The organism is Intestinimonas butyriciproducens (assembly GCF_004154955.1).
GTDB classification, from domain to species: Bacteria; Bacillota; Clostridia; order Oscillospirales; family Oscillospiraceae; genus Intestinimonas; species Intestinimonas butyriciproducens.
Genome location: NZ_CP011524.1, coordinates 1,802,515 through 1,828,636 on the forward strand (window position 1 = coordinate 1,802,515; position 26,122 = coordinate 1,828,636).

General features: G+C 58.0%; 21 protein-coding genes. 18 read left to right on the forward strand and 3 right to left on the reverse strand.

The genetic code is table 11. From position 1 onward, the window contains the following. Window positions 1–3: 3 nt before the first annotated feature. A complete protein-coding gene (yfmF, locus tag SRB521_RS09125) occupies window positions 4–1,290 on the reverse strand; it encodes an EF-P 5-aminopentanol modification-associated protein YfmF (protein ID WP_116721717.1) in 1,287 nt (428 codons plus the stop codon). Window positions 1,291–1,389: 99 nt separating this feature from the next. Next, window positions 1,390–8,589, reverse strand: coding sequence for a GH36-type glycosyl hydrolase domain-containing protein (locus tag SRB521_RS09130; RefSeq protein ID WP_116721718.1), 7,200 nt, complete (start codon window positions 8,587–8,589; stop codon window positions 1,390–1,392). A 187-nt stretch (window positions 8,590–8,776) separates the two neighbouring features. On the opposite strand from SRB521_RS09130, the gene ylxM reads away from it, so the two are divergent. The 14 genes from ylxM to SRB521_RS09200 all read left to right on the forward strand — a co-directional run bounded on the left by ylxM (window position 8,777) and on the right by SRB521_RS09200 (window position 21,023). Continuing rightward, window positions 8,777–9,145 carry a YlxM family DNA-binding protein gene (gene ylxM / locus SRB521_RS09135; RefSeq protein ID WP_033117164.1) on the forward strand — a complete coding sequence of 123 codons (369 nt, stop codon included), beginning with the start codon at window positions 8,777–8,779 and terminating at the stop codon, window positions 9,143–9,145. 4 nt (window positions 9,146–9,149) lie between these two features. Then, entirely contained in the window at window positions 9,150–10,508 is a 1,359-nt protein-coding gene (gene ffh / locus SRB521_RS09140; protein ID WP_058117617.1) for a signal recognition particle protein, read from the forward strand. 67 nt (window positions 10,509–10,575) lie between these two features. Continuing rightward, the gene (rpsP, locus tag SRB521_RS09145; protein ID WP_033117162.1) at window positions 10,576–10,812 is read left to right on the forward strand and encodes a 30S ribosomal protein S16; all 237 of its coding nucleotides are present in this window, start codon (window positions 10,576–10,578) and stop codon (window positions 10,810–10,812) included. A gap of 11 nt (window positions 10,813–10,823) precedes the next feature. Beyond that, a complete protein-coding gene (locus SRB521_RS09150; protein WP_033117161.1) occupies window positions 10,824–11,054 on the forward strand; it encodes a KH domain-containing protein in 231 nt (76 codons plus the stop codon). Between the two features lie 51 nt (window positions 11,055–11,105). Continuing rightward, a complete protein-coding gene (rimM, locus tag SRB521_RS09155; RefSeq protein ID WP_058117616.1) occupies window positions 11,106–11,609 on the forward strand; it encodes a ribosome maturation factor RimM in 504 nt (167 codons plus the stop codon). Further along, complete coding sequence (gene trmD / locus SRB521_RS09160) at window positions 11,602–12,363, forward strand: tRNA (guanosine(37)-N1)-methyltransferase TrmD (RefSeq protein ID WP_116721719.1); 762 nt, start codon at window positions 11,602–11,604, stop codon at window positions 12,361–12,363. Before rimM ends, trmD begins: the two co-directional genes overlap by 8 nt. Before the next feature lie 458 nt (window positions 12,364–12,821). After that, a complete protein-coding gene (locus SRB521_RS09165) occupies window positions 12,822–13,721 on the forward strand; it encodes a G5 and 3D domain-containing protein (RefSeq protein WP_075703762.1) in 900 nt (299 codons plus the stop codon). A gap of 203 nt (window positions 13,722–13,924) precedes the next feature. Then, window positions 13,925–14,761: a DegV family protein gene (locus SRB521_RS09170; RefSeq protein ID WP_058117613.1), complete on the forward strand. Its 837-nt coding sequence runs from the start codon at window positions 13,925–13,927 to the stop codon at window positions 14,759–14,761. Between the two features lie 105 nt (window positions 14,762–14,866). Next, a complete protein-coding gene (locus tag SRB521_RS09175) occupies window positions 14,867–15,388 on the forward strand; it encodes a GNAT family N-acetyltransferase (RefSeq protein WP_075703761.1) in 522 nt (173 codons plus the stop codon). Continuing rightward, entirely contained in the window at window positions 15,379–16,614 is a 1,236-nt protein-coding gene (locus tag SRB521_RS09180; RefSeq protein ID WP_116721720.1) for a zinc ribbon domain-containing protein, read from the forward strand. Before SRB521_RS09175 ends, SRB521_RS09180 begins: the two co-directional genes overlap by 10 nt. Window positions 16,615–16,775: 161 nt before the next feature. Next, a complete protein-coding gene (gene rsmA / locus SRB521_RS09185; protein WP_116721721.1) occupies window positions 16,776–17,630 on the forward strand; it encodes a 16S rRNA (adenine(1518)-N(6)/adenine(1519)-N(6))-dimethyltransferase RsmA in 855 nt (284 codons plus the stop codon). A gap of 251 nt (window positions 17,631–17,881) precedes the next feature. Next, the gene (locus SRB521_RS09190) at window positions 17,882–19,039 is read left to right on the forward strand and encodes an esterase/lipase family protein (RefSeq protein ID WP_116721794.1); all 1,158 of its coding nucleotides are present in this window, start codon (window positions 17,882–17,884) and stop codon (window positions 19,037–19,039) included. 227 nt (window positions 19,040–19,266) lie between these two features. Beyond that, window positions 19,267–19,830 (forward strand): ArsR/SmtB family transcription factor, encoded by a 564-nt coding sequence (locus SRB521_RS09195; RefSeq protein WP_075703758.1) that lies wholly within the window; start codon window positions 19,267–19,269, stop codon window positions 19,828–19,830. Continuing rightward, the gene (locus SRB521_RS09200) at window positions 19,827–21,023 is read left to right on the forward strand and encodes an MFS transporter (protein WP_075703757.1); all 1,197 of its coding nucleotides are present in this window, start codon (window positions 19,827–19,829) and stop codon (window positions 21,021–21,023) included. The genes SRB521_RS09195 and SRB521_RS09200 overlap by 4 nt, the downstream gene beginning before the upstream one ends. Window positions 21,024–21,069: 46 nt before the next feature. Here the strand turns inward: SRB521_RS09200 and SRB521_RS09205 are convergent, their stop codons facing one another. Then, window positions 21,070–21,885 (reverse strand): helix-turn-helix domain-containing protein, encoded by an 816-nt coding sequence (locus tag SRB521_RS09205; RefSeq protein ID WP_116721722.1) that lies wholly within the window; start codon window positions 21,883–21,885, stop codon window positions 21,070–21,072. 167 nt (window positions 21,886–22,052) lie between these two features. On the opposite strand from SRB521_RS09205, the gene SRB521_RS09210 reads away from it, so the two are divergent. From SRB521_RS09210 to SRB521_RS09220, 4 genes are all read left to right on the forward strand, one after another. Then, window positions 22,053–22,793 (forward strand): N-acetylmuramoyl-L-alanine amidase, encoded by a 741-nt coding sequence (locus tag SRB521_RS09210; protein WP_058117608.1) that lies wholly within the window; start codon window positions 22,053–22,055, stop codon window positions 22,791–22,793. Window positions 22,794–22,796: 3 nt separating this feature from the next. Further along, the gene (locus SRB521_RS09215; protein WP_116721723.1) at window positions 22,797–24,104 is read left to right on the forward strand and encodes a LysM peptidoglycan-binding domain-containing protein; all 1,308 of its coding nucleotides are present in this window, start codon (window positions 22,797–22,799) and stop codon (window positions 24,102–24,104) included. A gap of 462 nt (window positions 24,105–24,566) precedes the next feature. Next, the gene (locus tag SRB521_RS16140) at window positions 24,567–24,719 is read left to right on the forward strand and encodes a hypothetical protein (protein ID WP_165366612.1); all 153 of its coding nucleotides are present in this window, start codon (window positions 24,567–24,569) and stop codon (window positions 24,717–24,719) included. A gap of 564 nt (window positions 24,720–25,283) precedes the next feature. Continuing rightward, window positions 25,284–26,090, forward strand: coding sequence for an enoyl-CoA hydratase-related protein (locus tag SRB521_RS09220; RefSeq protein ID WP_058117605.1), 807 nt, complete (start codon window positions 25,284–25,286; stop codon window positions 26,088–26,090). The last annotated feature ends 32 nt before the right edge of the window (window positions 26,091–26,122 follow it).

The window sequence follows — 26,122 nt, forward strand, 5'->3', positions numbered from 1 at the left end:
GATTCAGTCCTCCAGGCCCTTCAGGAAATAGATGGTGTCCAGCTCTAATTTACCGGCCGCCGCCACGACCTCGTCCACAGTCACAGACTCCACGCGGCGTGAGAGCTCCGCAGGCGTCTCCGCAAGCCCGGCTACCGACTGTCCCAACCAGAAATCCTCCAGCCGTCCCTGGGCATCCATTGTGGCATAGAGCCCGCTGATAATGGAGCGCTTGGCCCCCTCCAGCTCCCACGCCTCTATGTTCCCTCCACGGCAATTCTCCAGTTGGGCCAGAATTTCGTCCTTGGCCTTTTCATAGTTTTGAAATTCAATTCCGGAAGACACCATCATGATGCCTTTAAACTTTTCCAGCATGGAGCTTGCAAAATAGCACAGGGACAGCTTCTCCCGGACATTGAGAAAAAGCTTGGACGTGGGCGTGCCGCCATAGACCGCATTGCACACCAGAAGCGCAGGGTAGTCCTCCGACCAGATGCAGCCGCCCCCTGTCCGGAACCCCAGGGCCAGCTTGCCCTGGGTCACATCCATGGACTCGGTGAAAAGCCGCGGCGCATCGCAGACAGCGCCGGTCTGCACTCCGCACTCCGGCTCTTCCAGCTTCTCCTCTCTGGGCAGACCGGCCAGTGCGTTGGTCAAGGCCGCCGCTACCCGCTCCTCATCGGCGGAGCCGCAGTAGTAAAGCTCCACCGTAGCACAGGCGAGCAGACTCTGATACCGCTTCCAAAGACCTTCCACCGTGATGGCGGCGGCATGCGCCTCATCCCCCAGCTTATCCACACCATAGGGTTCTCCGGCACACATCTCCTGCGTGAGTCGCAGGATAGAGTAGGACCGTTTTTCGTTGATTTGGGCACGGATACGGTCGACCAGATTGGCGCGCTCCCCCTCCACATACTCCGCCAGGAATCTGCCCCCGCTGACGGCGGGCCGGAGCAGCACATCTCCAAGCAGACCTGCAGCTGACTCCAGAATCCGGGTATCCCCGGGGGCAAAGGCGTCGTCCACAAAGCTGGCGGCAAATCCCACCGCTTGGGTCTCTCCTTTTTTGCGGACCATGGGTTCGATGGAACCGCCATAGAGCTTATCCAGCGCCGCAGAGAGGGTCTCCATATCGGGACAGCGCTCCGTGCCCCGGCGGAGCACATAGGGGAGCAGCGCGTTGGCGGAGGCCGTCTCTTCTGAGATGGGCGCCAAGAGGCTGACCGAGAGCAGATTGGTTTTGAATTTATCAGTTTGTACCGCCGTCAGACGGACGCCGGGCATCAATTCCCTGTGGGTCACATGGGTCATATAGGGCCTTCCTTTCTTATCAAAATGCCGTTTCCCCTCCGGCTGCCGTCCGGAGAGAGCATGAGGTCATTATACTATATTTTTCCCGTTTTGACACCCTCAAAACGAAAAAAGGACCTGATGCTCTCCCCAGAGCTGGTTCAAGGGTATTCCATCCCCGCAAGGCTTGCCGTCCAGCAGCAGACCGCGGGTCCCGGTCCTCTCGATTTTCAGGTGCAGACAACCGGACGTAAGCGCCCACTCCGCCTCATAGCCGCTCCACGCCTGTGGCAAACAGGGCTCCATATACAGCCTGCCCTCCCGGACCCGGAGGCCCAGAAGCTCCTCAACCGCCGTTCGGTAAAACCAGCCCGCCGCGCCGGTGTACCAAGACCAGCCGCCGCGGCCCGGATGCTGTGGGTTGGCGTACACATCGGCAGCTAGGACATAGGGCTCCGCTTGGTAGCACGCAGGAGCATGGGCTGCGGGCAGCAGGGCGTGCAGCACCTCGTGCCCCTCGTCCCCACGTCCAAGCCGGAACAGCGCCAGCGCCAGCCATACCGCCGCATGGGTGTACTGCCCGCCGTTTTCCCTTACCCCCGGCAGATAACCCCGAATATAGCCCGGGTCCCTCTCTCCTTCGTCAAAGGGCGGGGCAAAAAGCTTTACGATCTGGTGCTCCCGGTCAAAAAGATGCTCCATGGCCGATTTCACCGCCCGGTGTGCCCGGTCCCTGTCCCCCAATGGGCACAGGACGGCAAAGGACTGGGCGATGGAATCAATGCGGCACGCCTGATCGGCAGAGGCACCCAGCGTCTGGCCGTCATCATACCAGCCTCTCAGGAACCATTCCCCATCCCAGGCAGCGTTGGCGGCGGAGGCGTACCGGCGCGCCTCCGCCGCGTAACAGGCCCGGGTTTCGCCGCTGCAGAGAGATGCGAATCGCTCCAATACCAGGGCCAAAAACCAAGTGAGCCATACGCTCTCCCCAGTTCCGGCGGCTCCCACCAGGTCCATGCCGTCGTTCCAATCTCCGGTCCCCATCTTTGCAAGTCCATGCGGTCCGGTCCCCCGGCGCAGGGCCTGTTCCACCGCCCGCCTGGCATGCTCCAATACCCCGGCCTTCTCCGCCGAAGTCTCCGCCGCCTCATATCGTTCCCGCTCATTCTCCGCCAGGGTCGGGGACACGAGGAAGGAAACCGGCACCTCCAGAATGTCCCGGTCCCCCGTTTTCTCCAAATATTCGCACAGGACATAGGGCAGCCACAGCAGATCGTCACTGATTCTTGTGCGCACACCGCGCTCCGTCTCGCCCTCAGCGGCTGGGTGCCACCAATGCTGCACGTCCCCCTCCTCATATTGGTGGGCGCAGGCCCGGAGAAGCTGCGCCCGAGCCAACTCCGGAGCGGTAAGAAGCACCGCGCACACATCCTGCAACTGATCCCGGAACCCGTAGGCCCCGCCGTTCTGGTAAAGAGATGTCCTGGCGAAAAGACGGCAGGCAATCACCTGATAGAGGGCCCAACCGTTGAGATAGCGGTCCAGCGCCTCGTCCGGCGTCCGGAGCGTCAAAGGGCTTACGCGAAAACTCCACCACGCCCTGGTCTGCTCCAGCCGCTCCCGCGCCCGGTTGAAATCCGCAGGGCCGGTCTCAGGCCAACGGCCTCCCGGCGCCGGAACCGTCCGCAGACAGAGGTACCCCCGAATCGGCCACCTCTGCTCCTCTGCTCCCTCCAGACGATAGATCACCTCTCCGGTCCGTCCCTCCGCCTCCAGTAGAAGATACCGTGCATCCTCATCCGGCGGTACAAAGGCCGTACAGCGGAGCGGGCTTCCCGCCACATGTTTTTCCCACATCGCCTCTCCAAAGCCGTAGGTCACCGTACAGGGGAGGCCGTCCGGCGCCGCAAAACAGGATACTTCTCCTCCGCCGGCAGAAAAGAGAACACGTTCTGGCCCTGTGACTGCCAGCGGATCGTTGACCCATTCTGTAAGGGGATTTTCCTTTGCATTGTTGATCCATAGATGTCCGCTCCCAGTCTCATCCGTCCTCCAGCCAAACGCATCGTTGCAAAGGATCGTCGACCAGCCCAAAGGTGGGAGCTGTGCGCCCGTATCAAACCAAAAGGACCCATTCTCCAAGAATCCAAAGGGGGGAATACCCGGCAATTGTGTGAAGGTATTTTGCTTTTCATATCCTCTGGCGCTTCTATTCTCCTGAGGTACGTTTCCCACCTCATCCAGCAGCAGTGCAGCAGCACACACCGCCGCTGCCGTCTCCTCTTCCACCAGGAATATGCCTCCCCGCGCTCCCAAGCGATGCTCCCATCCGTCAGACCGCAGCCTCTCTTCCAGAGTATCCCGCAGCGGGTGCAGATAGTCTCCCCCCTCCCGCATCAGGAATACCAGATCGAACATGAATCCGCCCTGTACCAAAAACTGATGGATCCGCTCCAACGAAAGGGCGGCCTTCATCCGCTCCTCCTCCACCCGAAGGGCGGCTATGGGCAGATCTCCGGAAATCCCGAAGGGCCAAAGGGCGCGCTGCTCCGGTGATCCCCTGGACACCCATGGGTGGGCCGGAAACTGAAGATTCCTGAGCAGCTCAAATGCCTTTCGGGTCTCTTCTTCCGTCAATTGGAGACGTCCTCTGATCTGCTCCAACCCATCGGCCGCCTCTCCGCCGCGCATGCGCAGAAGGCGCAGAGCTCCCTCTGTCGCCTGTTCTCCGCTGTCCGCGGCGGAGAGCGCCAGTCGGATCTGAACCGGCGCATCGCTCCGCAGGCTGACAGGGAAGCGCACCAGGAGACAGGGGTCCAGCACTGCTCCCTCACGCTCCGTCGCAGGCCGTTCCACAGCCCCTTCCAAGGCCTGCAGCCCTCCCCGGCCCAAGGCGGTCTCACGTGCGGTATCAAAGGTCGCCTCCGGCTGGTCCCACAGCACTGCCAAGGCGGGGCGGCTCTCCCCCCGCCTCCGGTTCCGTCTGGTGAAGAGCACGCCGTCTCCAGTTCCCTTGCTCTCCAGGGACAGTTTGGAGAAGGCCGGATGGGCCTCATAATCCTCCCGCGGCGCCAAAACCGGTTCTAGGTAACAGAGGAGTTCTACCTCCCTCTCCCCCTCCCCGGTCCAGCGCACGGTGACCTCCCTGCGCTCTCCATTTTCCCGCTCCGGCACCCGCAGGTCCACGCTTGCAGCGTATCCCTGCCATTGAGCGGACCAGCAAGCTCCGCCTCCCTGAAAACGCCAAGTATATTCCGGCTCCTCGCGGTAAAGTGGCGCAGGCGTGAGCGGAAGCAGGCCCTCCGGCGTCCGAAGGAAAAACGACACCCCTGCGCTCTGGTATTGTCGGTTCCAGATACAGCGGGTCAGCGTAGTCCGTCCCATTCTCGACCAGGACGCCCCCGCATCGGTGCACAGAACCTGCCACGCCCCGCCTGTCATTAGGTGACAGGCAGGGCATACCGGATCATAGCCCTCCCCTGTCCGCAGGAACGGTTCTCCGCCACGCCGTCCCGGCTTGTCCGGCACTTCGTCCCGGGGTGAGCGGAGGACCTGCGCTCCCACAGGCACTTTTTCCTGGAGGAGCTCCCGATAGGCGCCCATAGCCGCGTCCCGCATGAAGCGTTTTTGCATGATGCCGTCGTTCAGTGCATTATCCAGCGCCACCAGGCTCATGCCCAGATGATGTGCCATATAAGAGCGCACCGGCTCATACTTTGCCCCGCCGTTCACCCGTCCCGGGGTAAAGTCCGCCGCCTCGCAAAGGCCATAGCGCCCCTCCAGGCCCATGGCTGCCAGCGCCCTCAGATTCTTCACCCCGCCCTCCGGCGCAAGCGGAAGGGTAAGAAAGGTGGAGTAGGGGGAGACCACCAGTTCCCGGTCCAGGCCCCGCTTCAGGCCCAAGCGCTGAACTCCGTGGGCCTTATACTGGTAGTTCATAGCCCCGTCAAAGGCGTAAAACGCCGATTCGGAAATCCCCCAGGGGGCGCCTGTCCCCCGGACCCGCTTTTTTTGGGCGTACAGGCAGAAGGCCAGCGACTCATAGAGCAGGGAGTTCTGCTCTGCCGGAAGCAGTAGGTGGGGCATAAAGTACTCGAACATGGTACCCGTCCAGGAGGCCATACCGCAGTAATGATCCTGTCCCACAAGCGCCCGGCTTAGTCGCCGCCAGTGGCGGCGCGGCACCTCGCCGCGGGCCACGGCGAGATAACTTGTCTGCCTGGCCTCACTGGCAAGCAGGTCGTACCACCCCTGGGTGTACTCCCCCCTGCCGCAGTCAAATCCGATATAGAAAAGTCTCCGGCTTTCGTCAAACAGAAGAGAAAAATCCATAGCCGCCGCCAGGGCGTCCGCCCGCCGGGCCAGTCCCTCTTCTCCCCATTCCAACAGCCCCTCCCGCAGAGCAATCAGGCAACCGCACAGATTGCCCGAGTCCACCGAGGACACATACCGCGGCTCCAGCGGTCTTTCCGTGGCGGTGTCGTACCAGTTGTACAGGTGGCCGCCCCTCCACTTCTCCAGCCGCTCCACGGAGGACAGCGTCTGTTCCATCAGAGCGAGCGCCTGTTTTTGGGGGACCAACTCCAGATCGGCGGCGGCCATACAGCTCAAGAGCGCCATGCCGATATTGGTCGGCGAGGTCCGCCGGGCCAGCCCCACTCCCGGCTGCTCCTGGTAGTTGTCCGGCGGCAGATAGTGGTCCTGCGGACGGAGGAAGTCGCTGAAATACTGCCAGATCATGGCCCCCTGGTGCAGTAGGAAAGGACGTTCCCCTGCCGGCACGGCGCGGTTTTGCCGTATGGGCCGGCTCATATTCCAGGCAAAACAGGGGCCCGCCAGCCAGACCAGGCCTGCCGCCGCTCCTGCCGGAAACTGCGAAAAGAATACGCAGAAGACCCCGGCTGCCGCCAGTGGCCACAGCCTGCGGTAATAGGCCCACAGACTGTCTCCCGCCCTGCGCTCCGCCTCTGCCGCCGTAGTCCAGGCCAGCATGCCCCGACGGGTCACGGCCATGCGCCACAGCGCTGTGCCGGCTGCGCTGGCACATGTCCAGGCCTGTTGGGGCAGAAACAGGAGCTGCACCAGCGTCTGAAGAAGGACCCCGCCGACCCCGGCGATAATTGTGGAGTGATACCGCTCTGCAAGTCCGCGCCCCCTCCGGGCGGCCAGATCCGCGCCGGTCAGAAGCAAATTGGAAGCGGCGGAGAGTACCGCCGTACCGGCCGCCAGAGCAAATACCGGCCCGGAAATGCACATACTCAGCAGGAGGGCCGTCAAAGTACCCACCGGCGAAAGGCTCCTGCGCAGATTGTCCACGATCTTCCACCTGGGGAGATCCCCCAACGGATTTTTGATCCTCTCCCCCTCTTCATTCCGCACGCTCCGCCCCAGCCAGGGCAAAAGCTGCCAATCCCCTCTGACCCAGCGGTGGAGCCGGGAAAAATAGGATGACACCTGATAAGGGTAGCCATCCGTCAGCTCCACATCTCCAATGAGTCCGGCATGCAGGTAAGAGCCCTCCAGAAGGTCGTGGGAGAGAACGGCATTTTGGGGGAGACGCCGGTCCAGGCAGGCAAGAAAGGCATCCACGTCAAAGATGCCCTTCCCCGTATAGGTTCCCTCTCCAAAGAGATCGTGATAGACGTCGCTTGCGGCGGAGCCGTAGGGATCTACGCCTCCCTGCCCGGCAAAGATGCGGGAAAAGTGGGAGCGGTTGGCACTCTCCAGATCCACCGCCACCCGGGGTTGCAGCAGCCCATAGCCGGAAACCACAACGCCCCTCCGCCGGTCTATCACGGGCCGGTTGAGGGGATGGAGCATGGCCCCGGCCAGCTCTTTCGCAGAGCCTACGCTGAGGGCGGTATCCGCATCCAGGGTGATGACATACCGTACGCCGCGCAGCCAAGTGGAGTCCCCAGCCTCCGTCCGCAAACCTGTCCTCTTTCCCCGCAGAAGGCGCACCAGCTCCACCAGCGCCCCACGTTTCCGTTCCCACCCCATATAGCGTTGATCCGGCGCATGAAAGACCGGCACCCGAAAAAAGAGATAAAAGCCGCCGCCATACGCTTTGTTGAGCTGCTCCACAGCCGCCGATGCAGTCTCCACCCACGTCTGTTCCCGTTCCCCCATGGGACGGTCTCGATCGGGAAGATCACACAGCAGACCCAGACGCAGCTCCCGACCGGCGTCTCGATTGGCCAAGTGGTAGCGTTCCAGCAGCGCCGCGAGTTCTCCTCCGCTTTTCTCCCCTGTCAGCAGAGAGGCAATCACACACAGGGTCCTGCCCTCCCTGGGGATCCCCTCTTCCAGCGCCATGCGAAAGACCGGGCGTGGGCGCACCATGCGTACCACCAGAAAATCGGCGCTGTTTTTCACGATATCGGAGATGGGCAGGGCCAACAGTACAGCCGCCCATGGGCTGTGGAGAAGAAATCCGGCCAGCAAGGCAAGAAATCCGGTCATCAGAACAATGCCTCCGATATACAGATAACGGGAAGCAATTTGGCGGTGCGGCGGAAAAAGCCAGGCCCCTACATGGCGTTCCCTCCCGCTGCTCTGTGCCGCCCGGAGGAGTATGTGCTCGGCCAGTTCCGCCTCCCCAACGCCCTCTTGTCGGGCCAACCGGCAGACTTGGGCACGGTAACGCGCCCGAGTCTCGTCATCCATCGCCGGGTAGACGCCCGCCGGGTCCCGACACAGGGTCTGCTCCACCCGGCTGGAGTCCTCCAAAAGCCCGGTGAGCTCTGCGGTAGCAAGCATACGCAGGGCGGTAAAGACCGCCTCCATTCCGGCTCGCAGCGCAGCCTCATCGGCATCCTCCAGGTGCTCCAGCTCCCGGCAGAGCGTGGCCAACCGCTCTGTCAATGCACATTTGAGCGCTGGGATCAGCAGGCTCAGTTCTTGCTCTGTCAGCGCCTGCCCCTCCTGAGCCCGTTCCAAAAAAATAGCCAGCCGTTCCGGTCCCGCTTCCTTGCCCGCGGCCCGCACAAAGGCCCGCGCCAGCTCCATGATCAGCGGGACCCGCCCGCCGCGCAGCACGTACCGGATACACCGCACCCGTCGAAAGGCCTCCGCGCCATTTCTTCCTTCCCGCTGTGCCAGGTACCAGTTGTCCAGCAGCCATTCCGCTGCCCCCTCCTCGGGCCCTCTGCGCGCTGAAATCCGGTCTCTCACACGCCGGATTTCCCGGAGCTGTCCCAACGTGTCCCGCCAGACGGCCCGTCCCCGCATATTTCCCTCCGCCCGCATCGCGCGGGCTGTATTCTCTCCAAATTGCCCCAAGTGCTTATCGTCCATGGGCGCAAACGAAGTGTGCTCCATCCACGCTTCCCCCTATTCTTTCCAATAGGGTTACCGGAAGCGCCGCCGGCTATGCGCCGCTTCCGCCAGCCCTTCCAAATTTCTCGTCCACATCCCCGATTCCATCTTGACAATCGCCCCAAAATATTGTATGATACTCATCGTGTAAAGCACCACAGCTTTACAATAAGCAGCTGGAGGTGGAAGGATGAAGAATCAGGCATACCGGATGGCCATGCTTTATGACTTTTATGGAGACCTGCTCACCGACCGGCAGAAGGAATTCTACGATCTCTATTATAACGAGGACCTTTCCCTTGCTGAGATCGCCGAGAACTACGGCATCACCCGTCAGGGGGTCCGGGACGTTATCGTTCGGGCCGAGGCCTATCTCACAGAGATCGAGGACAAGACCGGCCTGATCCGCCGGTTCCACACCATGCAGAGTCAGCTCAGGGAGATCGCGGACTGCATCCGGCAGGTCACAGATCTGAATGACAAGAGGTTGGGCAGCGACGAGCTGGAAGTACTCGCCTCCCGTATCCAGTCCCTCACTGACAAGCTGATTCAGGAGTAATAGAATGGCATTTGAAGGACTGACCGAAAAGCTTTCCAACGCCTTTAAAAAGTTGCGCGGAAAGGGCCGCCTATCGGAAGCAGACGTGAAGGAGGCCATGCGGGAGATCCGGCTGGCTCTTCTGGAGGCCGATGTCAGCTTTAAGGTGGTAAAGGATTTTATTGCCAGGGTCACGGAACGGGCCGTGGGTGCAGACGTGCTGGAGAGCCTGACCCCCGCCCAGATGATCGTGAAGATTGTCAACGAAGAGCTGACAGCCCTGATGGGCGGCGACAGCGTCAAGCTCAATCTCTCCTCCAGGCCCCCAACGGTGGTCATGGTGGTGGGCCTCAACGGCGCCGGCAAGACCACCAACTGCGCCAAACTGGCCGGCTTCATGAAAAAGCAGAACGGCAAACGGCCTCTCCTAGCCGCCTGCGATACCTTCCGTCCCGCCGCCATCCACCAGCTGGAGGTCGTGGGGGAGCAGTTAGGCATTCCCGTCTTTCAGATGGGGCAGAGTGATCCGGTCGACATCGCCAAGTCCGCCATCGAACACGCAAAAAAGCACGGAAACGACTTGGTGTTTCTGGATACTGCAGGCCGCCTGCATGTGGACGAGGAGCTGATGGAACAGCTCAAGGTCATGAAGGCCGCGGTAGACCCCGATGAGATCCTTCTGGTGGTGGACGCCATGATCGGCCAGGATGCGGTAAACGCCGCAAAGGCCTTTGACGAAGCCTTGGATATCACCGGCGTAATGCTCACCAAGCTGGACGGTGACGCCCGGGGAGGTGCGGCCCTATCCATCAAGGCGGTCACTGGAAAGCCGATTAAATTTGTGGGCGTGGGGGAAAAGCTGGACCAGGTGGAAGTCTTCCATCCGGACCGTATGTCCTCCCGTATCCTGGGCATGGGCGACGTGCTGTCCCTCATTGAAAAGGCACAGCAGAACTTTGACTTGAAAAAGGCCGCCGAGCTCCAGGAAAAAATGAAGAAAAACCGTCTCACCCTGACGGATTTTTATGATCAACTCGTTCAGTTCAAGGGTATGGGTTCTATGCAGGATCTGGCCGGCATGCTTCCCGGCGTGGATGCCAAGGCTTTGGAGGGCGCGGATCTGGACAAGAATGCCCTGGGCAAGACAGAGGCCATCATCCTCTCCATGACTCCGGAGGAGCGTGAGAACCCCGCACTTTTGAACAGTAGCCGGAAAAAACGCATTGCCGCTGGCAGCGGTACGCAAGTCGTCGACGTGAATCGTCTTTTAAAGCAATTTGAAATGATGCAGCAGATGACCCGTCAGATGGCCGGGATGTCCGGTGGAAAAATGGCTCGTAAGATGGCTCGTCTGGGCAAAATGAAGGGCGGTTTTCCCTTCTGATCCGTTGGCAGGCGTCCCTTGGGGCGCTTCCATATAGAGAATGTGAAAAATTTGGAGGTGAATATACATGGTTAAAATCAGACTGCGTCGTATGGGCGCCAAGAAGGCTCCTTTCTACCGCATCGTGGTGGCCGACTCCCGTTATCCCCGCGACGGTCGTTTCATCGAGGAAATCGGTATCTATAATCCCACCACCGATCCCGCCGAGCTGAAGGTCGATGTGGAGCGTGCTCAGGCCTGGATCAAGACCGGTGCACAGCCCACCGAGACCGTGAAAGCTCTGCTGAAAAAGGCTGGCATGTAAGGAGAATATCAATGAAAGAGCTTCTTACCTACGTGGCCCAAAACCTGGTGGAGCACTCGGAGGCCGTCTCGGTCACCGAGTCCCATACAGACGGCGAGACCGTGCTGGAGCTTCGGGTCGCCCCCGAGGATATGGGCAAGGTCATCGGACGTCAAGGCCGCATCGCCAAGGAGATCCGCACCCTGATGCGCTCCGTGGCCCAGCGCAAGGGAACGAGAGTTTCCGTCGAGATCGTCGACTAAAAAGCGGCGGGGGCTGTCCCCCGCCGCTTTTCATCTGTAGGAGGAACACCAATGAAAAATCGGTTTCTTGAGGCCGGGCAGATCGTCAACACGCACGGCATTCAGGGCGAGGTCAAAATCGTTCCCTGGTGCGACTCACCCGAATTCCTTTGCAGCTTCGATCTTCTGTACCTGGACGGAAGCCCCATCAAGGTCCTCAGCGCCAAGCCCCACAAGGGAAATGTCCTTGCCCGTCTGGAGGGCGTGGATGATGTCGCCGCCGCCATGCGCCTCAAAGGAAAAACGGTTTCCATCGACCGCACCGGCGTGGAGCTTCCGGATGGGCGACACTTTTTGGCCGATCTCATGGGGTTGGAGGTCCGGGACGCGGACACTGGCGCCGTGCTTGGGCACATCGCCGATATTCTCACGCCTCCCGCCCATGAGGTCTACGTGGTCCGCGGAGGCGCACACGAGTACATGATCCCCGCCGTAGATGCGTTTCTAGCCGAGACCAACGTAGAGGACGGGTACATCCGCGTCCGTCTGATCGAAGGGATGGCAAGCGATGGTTAGGATCGATATTATGACGCTCTTTGACGAGACCGTGGGCGATATGATGAACGAGTCCATCCTGGGCCGCGCCCAGGAGAGGGATCTGATCCGCATCGAGGCCCATCAAATTCGCGCCTACACCTTAAATAAGCAGAAGCAGGTGGACGACTACCCATATGGAGGCGGACATGGCGCCGTTATGCAGGCAGATCCTCTCTACCAATGCTGGAAGCATATTACGGATGCCTATGGCCCCGGACATACCATTTACCTCTCTCCGGCCGGCAAAACCTTCACCCAGTGTGAGGCCAAACGCCTGCTCCGGGATTATGAACACCTAATCCTCGTCTGCGGACACTACGAAGGGATCGACGAACGGTTTATCGAGGCCTGTGTGGATGAAGAGCTCTCCATCGGCGACTTCGTACTCACTGGCGGAGAACTGCCTGCCATGGTCGTGGCGGACGCCGTCGCCCGCATGGTGCCGGGCGTTCTCCCCGACCCGGAGTGCTTTGAGGACGAGAGCCATTGGAGCGGTATGCTGGAGTACCCCCAGTATTCCCGCCCCGAGACCTGGCATGGACGTACCGTCCCCCCTGTCCTCCGCTCTGGGAACCATGCCCTGGTTGCCCGGTGGCGCCGCAAACAGAGCATCCTCCGCACTTTTCGCAGGCGGCCCGACCTATACGAAAAGCTGGATTTCTCCTCCAAGGAGGATCAAAAACTGCTTCAGGAGCTGATGGAAGAAGAGGCCGATTTTCAGCCCCGAGGGTAAGACGGCATTTATTTTCCTCGTATGTCTGTACAAAGTTTCGTAGGACATTTTTTGTGTTTTTCAGGCATGGAACACAAAATTTCATTCCATATTTTTGTTTTTTATCTCAAAATATAGTTGTATTTTTTCCTATTTCAGGTAATTATGAGTATGCTGCCTCCGATAAAGGGACTCACTTTTTTGTGCGCCGACCGCAGCGTGACACATTTCGTGCTAAATCGCCCCAGGCTTTGTGTCCCAACGGCTCTGTCCTGTAACCTTTTGTAATCTTTTGTTTCTTTTTTCTTTCCGTCCCGACGAAAGTTGACGTCCCTTTTTCTACTCTGGATCCGCCCCTTCTTCCTGAATACACAGTGTTTGTTTGACTTTTGCCTCCAAAGTGGCTATAATCCTGGAAATGTCCCAGCCACGCAAAAGATTACAAACTGCACCAGTGATATTCAGGAGGTTTCTCTCTCATGTTGGATCGATTACTCAGGGGCGGACAAATCACCGCCCTGCTCGCTCTCGCTCTGCTCTCCATCCTGCTCGTCAGCGGTTCCGCCACCACCCGAACCACTTTTGAGATTGTGGACGGCGAGGTGAGCTATTTGGTCACCGGCCACGCCGGTGAAGTGGACCGTGCGCTGGAGTATGCCGGTGTTTCTCTCTCCGGCACAGATCGCATAGCGATCTCTCAGGAAAATGACGTAGTGCGCGTCACCGTACAGCGCCCGGTGACTCACTTCGAGCGGACGACCACCCGGATACTGCCCTTTGCCCAGCTCCGGGAAGAGGATCCGGAACTCCCCATCGGGGAAGAGCGCGTGGTCCAGAAGGGGGTCGATGGCTCTGTGGAACACACCGTCAAGGTCGTCACTGATCCGGACGGCACTGTTCACCGGTATGACTTGGGCGAGCACATAGCCCGGCTGCCTGTAGATGAAATCGTGTCCTACGGCACAAAGGTGGATGCTGTGGCCGCCTCTTGGCTCAGCGTAAGTGACGACGTGCTTACCCATATCAATGTGCGGGAGGACGGGGGCGGCGTGCTCACTACCCTTTCCGGCGAGTCCCTCTCCTACTCCAGGGCGTTGGACTGCGTGGCCACCGCCTATACCACCGAGCGGCAGTCCTGGAAAAGAACCGCCACCGGCACCACCGCCCGCGTGGGCGCTATCGCCGTGGACCCCAAAGTGATTCCCTATGGCACCCGTATGTATATCGTCTCCTCCGATGGCTCTATCACATACGGTGTGGCCACCGCTGAGGACTGCGGCGGCAGCATCAAGGGGAACCGTATCGACCTCTTTTTCGATACCTACTACGAATGTATTCAGTTCGGCGTACGGAGCTGCACCGTCTACATCCTTACGTAATCGAAGGAGCCGCTCCCAGTCGGGGTGGCTCCTCTTTATATCTGATATCTGACCAGGTTGGGGTATATATAACCGGTGAACGGCCACTGACCAAGTGTTTTAACAATTTTTGAATAACGTCTTAAATTGTCCTCGCATCGTTGACTTTCTCACAGGTGTATGGTAAAATCTAATTTGTAAAATCATATTAGGGGATAATTTGTATGAGTTTTAAAGTGATTGTGGATAGCTGCTGCGATCTGACACCCTCCCTGCTCCGGGAAGAGGATTTTCTCAGTGTACCGCTTACCATTCGCGTTGGGGACCATGTAGTCGTGGACGATGCGAGCTTCGATCAAGCGGACCTGCTCTGGAGGATGAAGGAGTGCGAGACTGCGCCTCAAACCTCCTGTCCCGCTCCCGCTCAATATCTGGATGCTTTCGCCTGCGGGGCCGACGATCTGTATGTGATCACGCTCTCAGCTCTTCTTTCCGGCTCTCACAACAGCGCGCAGCAGGCCCGCCAGCTCTGGCTGGAGGAGCACCCTCAGGCTCGTGTCCACATTTTTAACTCCTGCTCCGCCTCTGCGGGCGAGGTGCTTCTGGCGCTGAAGGTCAGAGAGCTGGCCGCCAAAGGACTCCCCTTTCAGACCGTCGTAAGCGAGGCCACCGCTTTTTGTACGGAAATGACCACTATGTTTGTGCTGGAATCGTTGGACAACCTGCGTAAAAATGGGCGTTTGACCGGTCTCCAATCCGTGGTCACCGGTGCCCTGCGTATCAAACTTCTTATGGGCGCAACGCCTGAAGGTGAGATCTATAAACGTGGGCAGGCTATGAGTGTAAAACAGGCCCTGTCCAAAATGGTGGAGATCATGTCCAAGGATGCAGCGCACGCCGGAAAGCTTTTGGCCATTGCCCACTGTAATTGTCTGGAACGCGCCTTTCAGCTCAAGGAGATGGTGCGCAAGTCCTGTCATTTCTCCGACATCCTCATCACCGAGACTGGAGGAATCAGTACGGTTTATGCAAATGACGGCGGCATTGTTGTGGCCTATTGATCCTTTTTCTTTTATAGGCGCCCGGCGGTTTTCTCCGCCGGGCCGCTTGTTATTTTATCGCCGGAGTGGTATAATGCCGAAAACCATCGTAGGGAGATGTGCTTTATGGAGTATATCATCCGCCCCATCAGGCTACAGGACGCGGAGGGGATCGCCGCCCTGAGACGGATGCCCGGTGTAATGGAAAACACGCTGGGGCTGCCCTCCTGCCGGGTCGCAGACAGCCGGGCTTTCATTGAAGGCCTGGGCCCCAACGACCACAATTTTGTAGCCGCAGCAGAGGATGAAACCGTAATCGGTGCGGCCGGACTCTGTGTCTGCTCCAACCCGCGTATGCGGCACGTAGGCAGCGTGGGGATCTTTGTGCATACCGACTGGCAGGGACGCGGTGTAGGGACCGCCTTGATGGAGACGCTGCTGGATCTAGCCGACAATTGGCTGATGCTGCTCCGGGTAGAGTTGGAGGTGTATGCCGATAACGAGCGCGCTATCGCCCTGTATGAAAAGATGGGGTTCCAGCGGGAGGGGCTGCGGCGGATGGCTACCGTCCGCCGCGGCAGGTACATCGACGAGTATTCCATGGCTCGCCTCCGGCCAGGTGCCTGGGAAACAGAAGCATGTCGGTAAGCCGTCTTTTCGAAATCGTCTATCTGCTGCTGGAGAAAAAGCAGATCACCGCCCGAGCGCTGGCGGAACGATTTGAGGTATCCGTGCGTACCATCTACCGAGATGTGGACGCCCTCTCTGCCGCCGGCATTCCCATCTACGCCTCACAAGGGCGGGGCGGCGGCATCTCCCTGACGGACCGCTTCGTACTTGATCGAGCCGCGCTCTCCCCTGAGGAGCAGGCCAGAGTCCTCACCGCACTGAAAAGCCTTCCGGGCGGGGACTCACCGGAGAGCCGCGCCACCCTGACCAAGCTCTCAGGTCTTTTCGGCCGCAGGGAGCCGGATTGGCTCCAGGTAGACCTCACCCCCTGGGGAGCCTCCGGCGGTGGAGCGCGCCGCTTTGACGAGTTGAAGAGAGCGATCCTGGAGCGTCGCGTCACCACCTTCTCCTATGCAGCTTCCTATGGAGGTGCCTCCGTACGCCGCATTCTCCCTGCCCGGCTGGTCTTTAAGGGGCGGGCCTGGTATCTGCAGGGCTTCTGCCTTGACAACAGGGATTACCGCACCTTCCGCCTCAGCCGCATTTTGGAGCTTACTGTGACAGAGGAACGGTTCGACCTCTCTCTGTCTCCACCGGCAATCGAGGCCGCCCCCTTGTCTTCCTCCCGCTGCACCCCGCTGCGGCTGCGCTTTTCTCCTCTTGTGGCCTATCGGGTCTATGATGAGTTTGATCTCTCCTGTGTAAAACGGGAAAAGGACGGATCCCTGCTGGTAGCGATAGACTTTCCCGAGGATGGCTGGCTCTACGGATACCTGCTCTCTTTCGGCACCTGTCTGGAGATCCTCTCCCCCGACCAGGTCCGGCTTCAGGTGGGCCTGCTGGGGCGTCAGATCTGGAAAAACTGCGAAAAACCTGACATAAGATGTCGGGTTTTTCGGGCTACAATGGAATCACCCAAACAAAAGGAGGATTCCACGATGGAACGAAAATTCTGCCAGTCCTGCGGTATGCCCCTCGATGATCCGGCCTTTTTCGGTACAGAAGCCGACGGCAGCGAAAGTCGCCATTATTGCAAATACTGTTACCAAGGTGGCGCTTTTACCGCGGATATGACGATGGATCAAATGATCGATTTTTGTGCCCCCATTCTGTCACGGGAACATCCCGGCATGAGTGAGGAGCAGGCAAAGGCGCAGATGCGAGGGTTCTTTCCCAAACTCCTGCGCTGGAAGGACCAGCCTTGACTGATCAGGCTCGGAGGGTGCTTTACACGCTCCGGGCCATTTTTTCTTTTCTTCACTCTGTATCTCGGAATAAAGAATGTGCCGTCTCGGGCCGTCCGAGGTGACAATCTGCCGGAAAGCTGATATACTATCCACAAATAAACTGTTTAGGAGTATTTGTTATGGACCTCTGCGACCTCAACACCATTCGTCTCCTGCTCGGCCGACACGGCTTCCGTTTCTCCAGATCTATGGGGCAGAATTTTCTGATCGAGGGCTGGGTGCCCGACGGCTTGGTGGAGGGGGCTGGCGTATCCCTCCAAAACGGTGTGCTGGAAATCGGCCCCGGCATCGGCCCCCTCACAATGCGCCTCTCCAATGCCGCGACTAAAGTGGTGGCGGTGGAGCTGGACCGCTCTCTCCTGCCCGTGCTCGCCGAAACTCTGGCAGGGCGGAACAATGTGGAGATCATCCCCGGCGATATTTTGAAATTGGATATTGGCGCCTTGGTGGATGAAAAATTTTCCGGTCTTACTCCTATGGCGTGTGCCAATTTGCCCTATAACATCACCACTCCTGTCCTCTCCGCCCTGATTGACTCCAGGCGCTTTGCCCAAATCGCAGTTATGATCCAGAGAGAGGTGGCTCTGCGCATCTGTGCCGCGCCGGGCACTGCCGAATATGGTGCGTTCTCTATCTACTGTCAGTACCATACCGCGCCGGAGCTTTTGTTTGATGTCGGTCGGGAGTGCTTCGTCCCCGCTCCCAAGGTGACCTCATCCGTTGTGCGTATGACACCCCGGCATATGCCCCCTATAACGGTACAGGACGAAAAGCGTTTTTTCCGTCTGGTCAAGGCGGCCTTCGGTCAGCGCCGGAAAACGCTCCTCAACGCCCTCACCGCAGGATTGGACGGTGTGGAGCGAGACTCCATCCGTGCCGCCATTCTCAGTTGTGGTCTGCCCGAGGATATACGGGGAGAGCGCCTCGGTATCCCTGAATTTGCCGCTTTGACCGCTGCTCTGGGTAATTTTTAATCCTATTTCAATGAAAATCCCCCGATTTCCCTATAGAATGGTTTTAAAATCATTCTTTTCTGAAAGGTCGTGCTCCCATGCTCTTCCTCTTGCGGCTCTTGACCACGGCACTTCTCCTGCTGTTGTGCAGCGCACCTCTTTTTTCATGGCTTTCTGCACCGGCTCTCGTGGCTCTGACCGTCTTTTTTCTGCTCTTCAATCTCAGGCCCAGCTGGGAACGCCGCCCTGGTATCCCGCGGCGTTTGAAGATCATGATGGGAGGTTATGAGCTCTTCATGACTTCCGCCTGGCTGAGTGTGGCCATTCTGGGACTTTACCTGGTCTATCTTCCCCATATCATCTCTACCACAGGCGTGAGCGCGCCGCGTGCCCTTTGGAGCATTGCCCTTACGCTGCTCCTCCTCTTTCTTCTTCTGGCCAACGGCTTTTTCCGCATCGTCTTCACCTCCACTCGGCTGCGGCTGGCGCTGCGTGTCCTGCTCATCTGTCTGTGGTGGTGCCCGGTGGTCAACTTTTTTCTCCTTTGGAGGTCCTGCGCTCTGGTGAAGGCAGAGTACCGTTTCGACCTTGCCAAGCAAGAGTGCAATGCGCTACGGAAAGAAAATGAGGTCTGCGCCACCCGCTATCCCATTCTGTTGGTCCACGGTATTTTCTTTCGGGACTGGCAGCTCATCAACTATTGGGGGCGAATCCCAAAAGAACTCACCCGCAACGGCGCCGTCCTCTATTACGGCGAACAGCAGTCCTCCGCTGCGGTGGCGGAAAGCGCCGCCGAGCTTCGAGACCAGATTCAAAAAATAATCGCCGAGACCGGCTGCGGCAAGGTAAATATCATCGCCCACTCCAAGGGAGGTCTCGATTCCCGTTACGCCATTTCCCATTTGGGCATGGACCGATATGTAGCCTCCCTCACCACCATCAATACCCCGCATCGGGGCTGTGTCTTTGCCCAGGAACTGATGGATCGCCTCCCCGCCTCTCTGGTCCGCTGGATCGGCATACGCTATAACGCCATCTTTCAGAAGCTGGGGGACCTCAGCCCCAATTTCATTGCCGGCGTCACCGATCTGCGTGCAGACGCCTGTGCCCGCTTCAATGAGGACACGCCGGACCGTCCCGGCATCCTCTACCAGAGCGTTATGTCCACTATGAGGAAAGCGGGCAGTGCCCCCTTCCCCCTCAACCTTACTTATCCTCTGGTAAAAAAGTATGACAGGGAGGCCAATGATGGTCTGGTGACCCTTTCCTCGGCAAAGTGGGGGGATTTTCTGGGCAATCAGACCGTCTCCGGCAGGCGAGGCATTTCTCACGGCGATATTATCGACCTGATGCGCGAGGATATCGATGGTTTTGATGTGCGGGAGTTCTATGTTTCCCTGGTGAAGGATCTGAAAGACAGAGGGTATTGACGCCTCTTTCTCGGGCCTGGGTCAATGATTTGACCCAGGCTCTTTTTCTTCTTGACATTATAAATATTAAAACGTTATAATTTTTGTAATGAATAAGGCTTCTTTCATAATCGGCAACCTGCCTGGCGGTCGGAGATTTCGGTCCCTGGAAAGCCGCTCGGGGAGTACAGAGCCCGGCGTTTGGGTGGGTCAACGACTTTCAAACACGCCCCGGAGGTGGGAGCATTATGAATCATCCGGTAATCGAACTGAACACAATGCAGGAGCTAAAGGTCTATATGAGTCCGGTCCGCCAGCAGCTGCTGCGTATCCTGGAGCTCTCCGGCAGACCTATGACGCCCAAATCCCTGTCCCTGCGCCTTGGTGTCTCACCTTCCTCCGTCCAGCATCATCTCAAGCAACTCCTTCCGCTAGGCGTGGTCAAGGTGGACCATCAGGAGCGTATTAACGGTATTGTCGCAACCTATTACGCCTGCACCGGGGCCACCGTTTGTATCGGCGCCACTCGGGCAGATCTGCGCAATGACAGAGAAGCTTTGGCTTTTCAGGTGGTCCAAACCGCTGTTCAGGGCTATTTTGAGACCATGCACCGCCTTGGCCCCACCATGCCGGAGGAAGGGGGAGACGCCATGGCCGGCGTTCTCCATCTAACGGAAGCGGATTGGCTTGCCTTTCGCACCCAGGTGAAGGCTTTTTTTGATGCCCATAGTCTGCCTGGCCCAGATACCAGCCCCTGGGAATTCGCACTGCTGGCCTATGACGCTTCTGAATCCTCCGAGGTGTCCCCATGAGCCCCCTTCACAGCGGCATCCTCCTGCTGAGCTATTTCAGCACCGGAATCATTATGCCTGTGCTGAGCTTACTTCTGCTGTCCAGGGGCTGTACCATGCAGACGCTGCCTCTGATGCTGGGGCTTTACTCTCTCACCGCCCTGTTTCTTGAGGTCCCCAGCGGTGTTTTCGCCGACTGGCGGGGCCGGAAGCCGACCTGCCTGCTCTCCGTGGCCCTGGTCATGGCCGCATTCATGCTGCTTCTCTCAGCGGGAAGTCTGCCTCTGGTTGCCGCAGCCATGGTACTTTGGGGGGCAAGCCGCGCCTTTTCCTCTGGCAGTCTGGACGCGCTTATCATCGACGCCTGTTTGGAGGAAAAGGGGGCGGAGCGCTTGGCCCCGATAACTGCCCAGCTCACTGTACTCCGGAGCGCCGGGATCGCGTTGGGCGCCCTGGTCGGCGGTCTTTTGCCGGCTGTGAGAGGTTATGCGCTCCACCTGCTCCTGCGGCTGGCACTGCTGATCTGCGAAGGCCTGCTGTGCACCCTTTTTCTCCACGAGCCTCCCCGGGAGGGCACACGCTCCCGTCTGTGCGACCAGCTCTCCGCGAGCGCCGCGCTCCTTCGGGGCAACCGCCCTTTCTGGGCCCTGGCCCTCTGCATGGCCGTTTTGGCCGGAAGCCAAGGTGTGGTAGATGTGTATTGGCAGCCCGCCTTCCAGTCCATGCTCCCTTTCAGGAGCGGCGTATGGCTGGGATTGCTGTGTGTGGGAAGCTATTTGCTGCTCACTGTGGGAGGGCTCGCCTCCGGTCGGATCTCTTTCTCCTCGGAGCGCAGCCGCTGGAGAGGCTACTTTTTCCTTCAGTCTCTGTTGGGACTGGCCCTCCTCCTTCTCTCGCGTCAGTTCTCCCCTCTGCGTTTTGCGGGCGCCTATCTTCTCTTTTACACTGTGCTCAGCGTCAGCAACATTCAGGAACAGACCCTTCTCAATGGCCTCAGCGACAGTTCAAATCGGGCGACGGTCCTGAGCCTTGCTTCTCTGGCCTGCCAACTGGGGAACTTGGCCCTCCATGCCGCCAGCGGTGCGCTGGTCCTCCCCCTGGGGGCCAGCGGCCTTTGGGGACTCTCCGGCCTCCTTCTCCTGCTTGTCTGCGGGGGCTCCGCACTGCTTTACCGCAGCGGCAGGCGGTGGTCCTCCTCTGATACTCTACTGTAATCGCCTGTACAAAGCCCCTCTCCGGCCGGAGAGGGGCTTTGTATTTTCATTTTTTCACAACCGGCACATAAATAAAGGCATCCTTACCCAGGTAATATTCAAAGTCGATCTTGGCGGAGTCAAATTGGTATTCGCTCTGGTCAAACCACTCCGAAAAAATGTATTTCCAGGTCTTGCGAACATTTGCCCCGACTTCTTCCACCGACGCCCCTCTTGGAACGAGAAATACCGCATATTCTGCCGACGGGATGTCCAGCAGCACCATACCATCCGGGATAAAGCTTTTCTCCTTTACTTGAGGCCCAAAAAAGTAATAAAACTCTCCTGCCACCTGATCCGGGTGTATCCACGCGCCGATCTCCGCATATCCCGGATAGGTGAGCTTGGCGTAATCCGCCCTGCTGACGGAGGAAAAGTCCTTTCCGAGCCAATACGCGCTGGCATCCAAGACATCAAATTCTCCCTCCGGAGGAGCCAGGCAATACCCCACTGCCGAAAAGCCCTCCACATACTTGATTTCCGATGTCATCACATCTATTTCTCCTTTCTTGCTCTTGTATTCCGTGGGGGCCATTCCATAGTGCCTGCGGAACGCTTTTGAAAAACCGGACGGGGTCTCAAAACCACTTTTTGTCGAGATCTCCGTAATGCTTCCCCCCTGTAGAATCTCCCCTGCCGCCAGTTCCAGCCGCCGGCGTCGAAGATATGCGCCCACCGACAGCCCCATATCGATGGCAAACAAGTGGCAAAAATGATAAAAAGAGTACCCGGATACCCGCGCCAGTTCCTCCGCTGTCAGGCCTTGAGAGATGTGCTCATCAATATACCGCAGCACATCTTCCATCGTCTCCGCATGCCGCATGGCCCTGCCCTCCTTCCCCTCCAAGTATAACAGGACGCGGCCAACTCCGCATTTCCAAACTTGCGGACTTTTCCCGCCGCACGGCCCTCCTCGCCCTTTTTACACCGTCCGTCTGTCTCCATTTTAAAAAAGCCGGCATAGGATAGGACACCAAAGGAGGTATCTCTATGCCTATCATCTACCTCTCTCCTTCCACACAGGAGAACAATTTTTATGTAAGTGGCGGCAGCGAAGAGTATTGGATGAACCGTCTGGCCGACGCTATGGTCCCCTATCTGAACGCCAGTGGGATTCAATACGTCCGCAATACGCCGGAAATGACGGCCGCCTCCTCTATCCTCGCCTCCAACAGCGGAAATTTTGATCTTCATCTGGCCCTCCACTCCAATGGAGCGCCGGAGGGGCAGTATGGACAAATACGCGGCGTACTGGTATTTTATTATCCAGGAAGTGCGGAAGGACGCCGTGCAGCAGAAATTGTGGCTGAAAATCTCAAAAAAATCTATCCCCTTCCCTCCAAGGTCCGTACAGAGCCGACCACTACCATAGGGGAGGTCCGCAAGGTCCGCGCACCCTCTGTTTTTTTGGAGCTGGGGTATCACGACAATCCGGATGATGCCGCTTGGGTCCAAAACAATCTGGATGCCATCGCCCGCAATCTTGTGGAGTCTCTCTGCCAGTACTTTGGTATCCCCTTCCTGGAACCCCGCCCCGCCCGGCAGGCCGTGGTGGATGTGGAATGGGGCGCCCTGAACATCCGTTCCAGACCTGACCGGAGCGCCCCCATCGTGGCCCGTGCCTATGACGGCGCCAGACTCACTGTGCTCAACCAGTGGCAGGGCTGGTATCTGGTGCGCTTTGACGGCGTGGTGGGCTATGCCAGTTCTGAGTATATCACGCTGGTATGATCGATGGAAATTTATGTTGTACAGCCTGGTGACAATCTGTTTGGCATCGCCCAGGCATTCGGCGTGCCTATGTCCCATATTATAGAGGACAACCGCCTCCCCAACCCTTCGCTTCTGGTCGTAGGGCAGACTTTGGTGATCCGTTTTCCGGAAGAGGTCTATACGGTGCAGCCAGGGGATACACTCGCCTCTGTCGCGCTTCAGTCAGGCCTCAGTCTTCGGCAGCTCTATCGGAACAATCCCATTCTGGAGGGCCAGCCCACCCTTTACCCCGGTCAGACTCTGGTACTCCGCTATCAGGGGAGTCCCGGGCCGTCTGTTACCGTAAATAGTTATGCCTATCCTTTTATCAATCAAAGCCTGCTGCAGCGGACCCTGCCTTTTCTTACCTATCTCACCCCCTTCACCTATGGCATACAGGAGGATGGGGAATTGGTATCGCTGGACGACGAGCCGCTGATCGCCATGGGCCGTGCGGTAGGCACAGCGGCGCTGATGCATCTGTCTACCCTGACTGAATCAGGAAATTTTTCCAATGACTTGGCCAACTTGGTGCTCAATGACCTTTCCCTTCAGGAGGTTCTTATTGACAACGTGCTCACCACACTCCAGACAAAAGGTTATTCCGGGCTGGATGTGGATTTTGAGTTTATCTTCCCGCAGGATGCCCTCCCCTATGCCGCTTTTATCCGTCGTCTGCGGGATCGTCTCAACCCCCTGGGTTATCCTGTCATTGTTGCCCTGGCCCCCAAAACCTCCAGCGACCAGCCGGGCCTTTTATATGAGGGGCACAGCTACCGTGACCTTGGCGAGGCCGCCAACCGTGTATTCCTCATGACATATGAGTGGGGTTATACTTATGGCCCGCCCATGGCCGTGGCCCCGCTTCCCAATGTTCGGGCCGTCGTAGAATATGCGCTTACCGAAATACCGGCGGAGAAGCTATGGCTTGGAGTGCCAAACTACGGCTACGACTGGCCGCTTCCCTTTCTCCAGGGGAAAACGCGGGCCACCTCTATCTCGCCACAGTATGCTGTCAGTCTGGCCGCCCGTTATCGCTCCTCCATTTCCTATGATGAAACTGCGCAGGCCCCTTGGTTCCGCTATACCGACGAAAACGGCACCAAACATGAGGTCTGGTTCGAGGACGCCCGCAGCATCCGCGCCAAGCTTTCCCTGATCCCCGAATACGGCCTTGACGGGGCCGGCTACTGGAATCTCATGCGCCCCTTTCCCCAGAACTGGCTGGTACTGGATAGTCTCTTTACCATCCGGGAGACGCCCCTGCCTGCCGGCCTCCTGCGTTCATAAAAAGTTCACATCAAGTTATAAAACTGTCCATCAATTCCCAACTCGATGTGATATCCTATATTTGCAAAGACTCAAACAACCAATTCCAACCTCCTCCCTCTCTCTTTGCAACATCGCTGTACTCCCTGGAGGGGCAGTCGCTCCTCCAGGGAGGCAGACCAAATTTTCCGCCGGCAGCTTTTGGCTGACCGGCGTTTTTTAGTCCCATTCGGGCCATACTATGGGTGAGGTGATCGATAATGTCTTATGTCTCTCCGCATATCAAAGAAAAATTTGAATCTATGCCCCTCGACCTGAAAAATACCATCCTGGCCCGTAACGTCCATCTGGAAAATATGAACGACCTGATGTCCGTTCTGGAGCAGATCATCGCGGAGGGGGAAGGCCGTGGTTGACCCCTCCTCCCTTTCAGCGGATGCCCGCAGGTACTTTGACAGCCTCCCTAAAGAGGAGCAACTGACAATGCTAAAAAGCAATCTTTCGCTGCACAGTCTGAAGGAGCTTCAGGAATTCTACGCCCAGATGTCGCCCCGATCCGGCGATGTGCTCTATCAGGTCCTGCCGGAGCCCGCAGTCCCCTCTAATCAGCTTTTGGATGAGCTGGACTCAGAATGACCGTCGGAAACAGCAAAAAGGAATGACCTTCTATCGCTACAACGTTCAAAAACAGTTCCGGACCACAAGGCTGTAGAATCTCTTCTCCTTTTTTTCTGTCGACTCTCTATGCCCAAAAGCATATTCTGCCGCTAAAACGCATGGTGTCTCTATATAGAGACACCATGCGTTTTAAATTTAGCATTTTACCTGCCCCACACGGCTTTCTCTCTCCTCCGGTTTCTTCTTTTCCCGTGGGCTCCACCGCCCTTCATTTCTCAATATTTTACGCACCCACACACTCTGCCGGACCCCTTCTTGTTAAAATCCCGATTTATCTTGTGACAAAGGGCTTTTTTCTTTCGTCTCCAAACGGAGACATAATTCTTTGTTTGGAGACGCACCCTCTTACATATTTCCACTGATTATTCCAAGATATTGGCCATTTTCCTTTCCAAGGAGGCCATTTTATGCCTAAATCACGAATTGGCATTTGGATTGCTTATACCAAAATCGTCTGACGGGACTGGACGGCGTTGCCGGCGCGACGTCTATTCTCTTGAGAAATCAAAGGAGGTCATTTTTATGAGCGAGACATTCCAGCAGGTAGCAGAGCGTTTAACGAACATCAGGGCAGAACTGGACGGCGCCATCGCCATTCTGACCATGAACCGTCCCAAGGCCCTCAATGCCCTTAATGATCAAACTTTGGAGGAGCTGGACCGTATCTTCACTTGTCTGGAACGTGAGGAAAGCATTCTGGGCGTCATTATTACAGGCGAGGGAAAAGGCTTCGTGGCCGGGGCCGATATCTCTCAGATGCAGTCCTACAAGAGCGAAGAGGGCCGCAATTACGCCAACCGGGCCCAGGCTCTGTTTAACAAAATCGAGGCCTTGGAGAAGCCTGTCATCGCCGCAGTCAACGGATACGCTCTCGGCGGCGGTTGCGAGCTGTCCATGAGCTGTGATATTCGCATCGCCTCCGAAAAGGCTGTCTTCGGTCAACCCGAGGCCAATCTGGGGGTGATCCCCTGTTTTGGCGGTACACAGCGTCTGCCCCGGCTGGTGGGGACGGGTATCGCCAAAGAACTCATCTATACCGGCCGTCAGGTAAAAGCAGAGGAGGCCAAGAGCATTGGCCTGGTCAACAAAGTCGTCCCGGCCGAGTCTCTTCTGGACGAGGCCAAGGCTATGCTGCGCACCATTCTCGAAAAGGCCCCCATGGCCATTCGCTACTCCAAGGTCGCCATTAACCGCGGCATGGACGTCGACATGCGCGCCGGTCTAGAGCTGGAGAAAGACTTGGCCGCCATCACCTTTGGAACCGAGGATAAGCAGGAGGGCATGGACGCTTTCCTGGGGAAGCGTCCCGCCGTGTTCCATAATCGGTAAGTATCTCCCGATCCTAATGGAGAGACAGATAT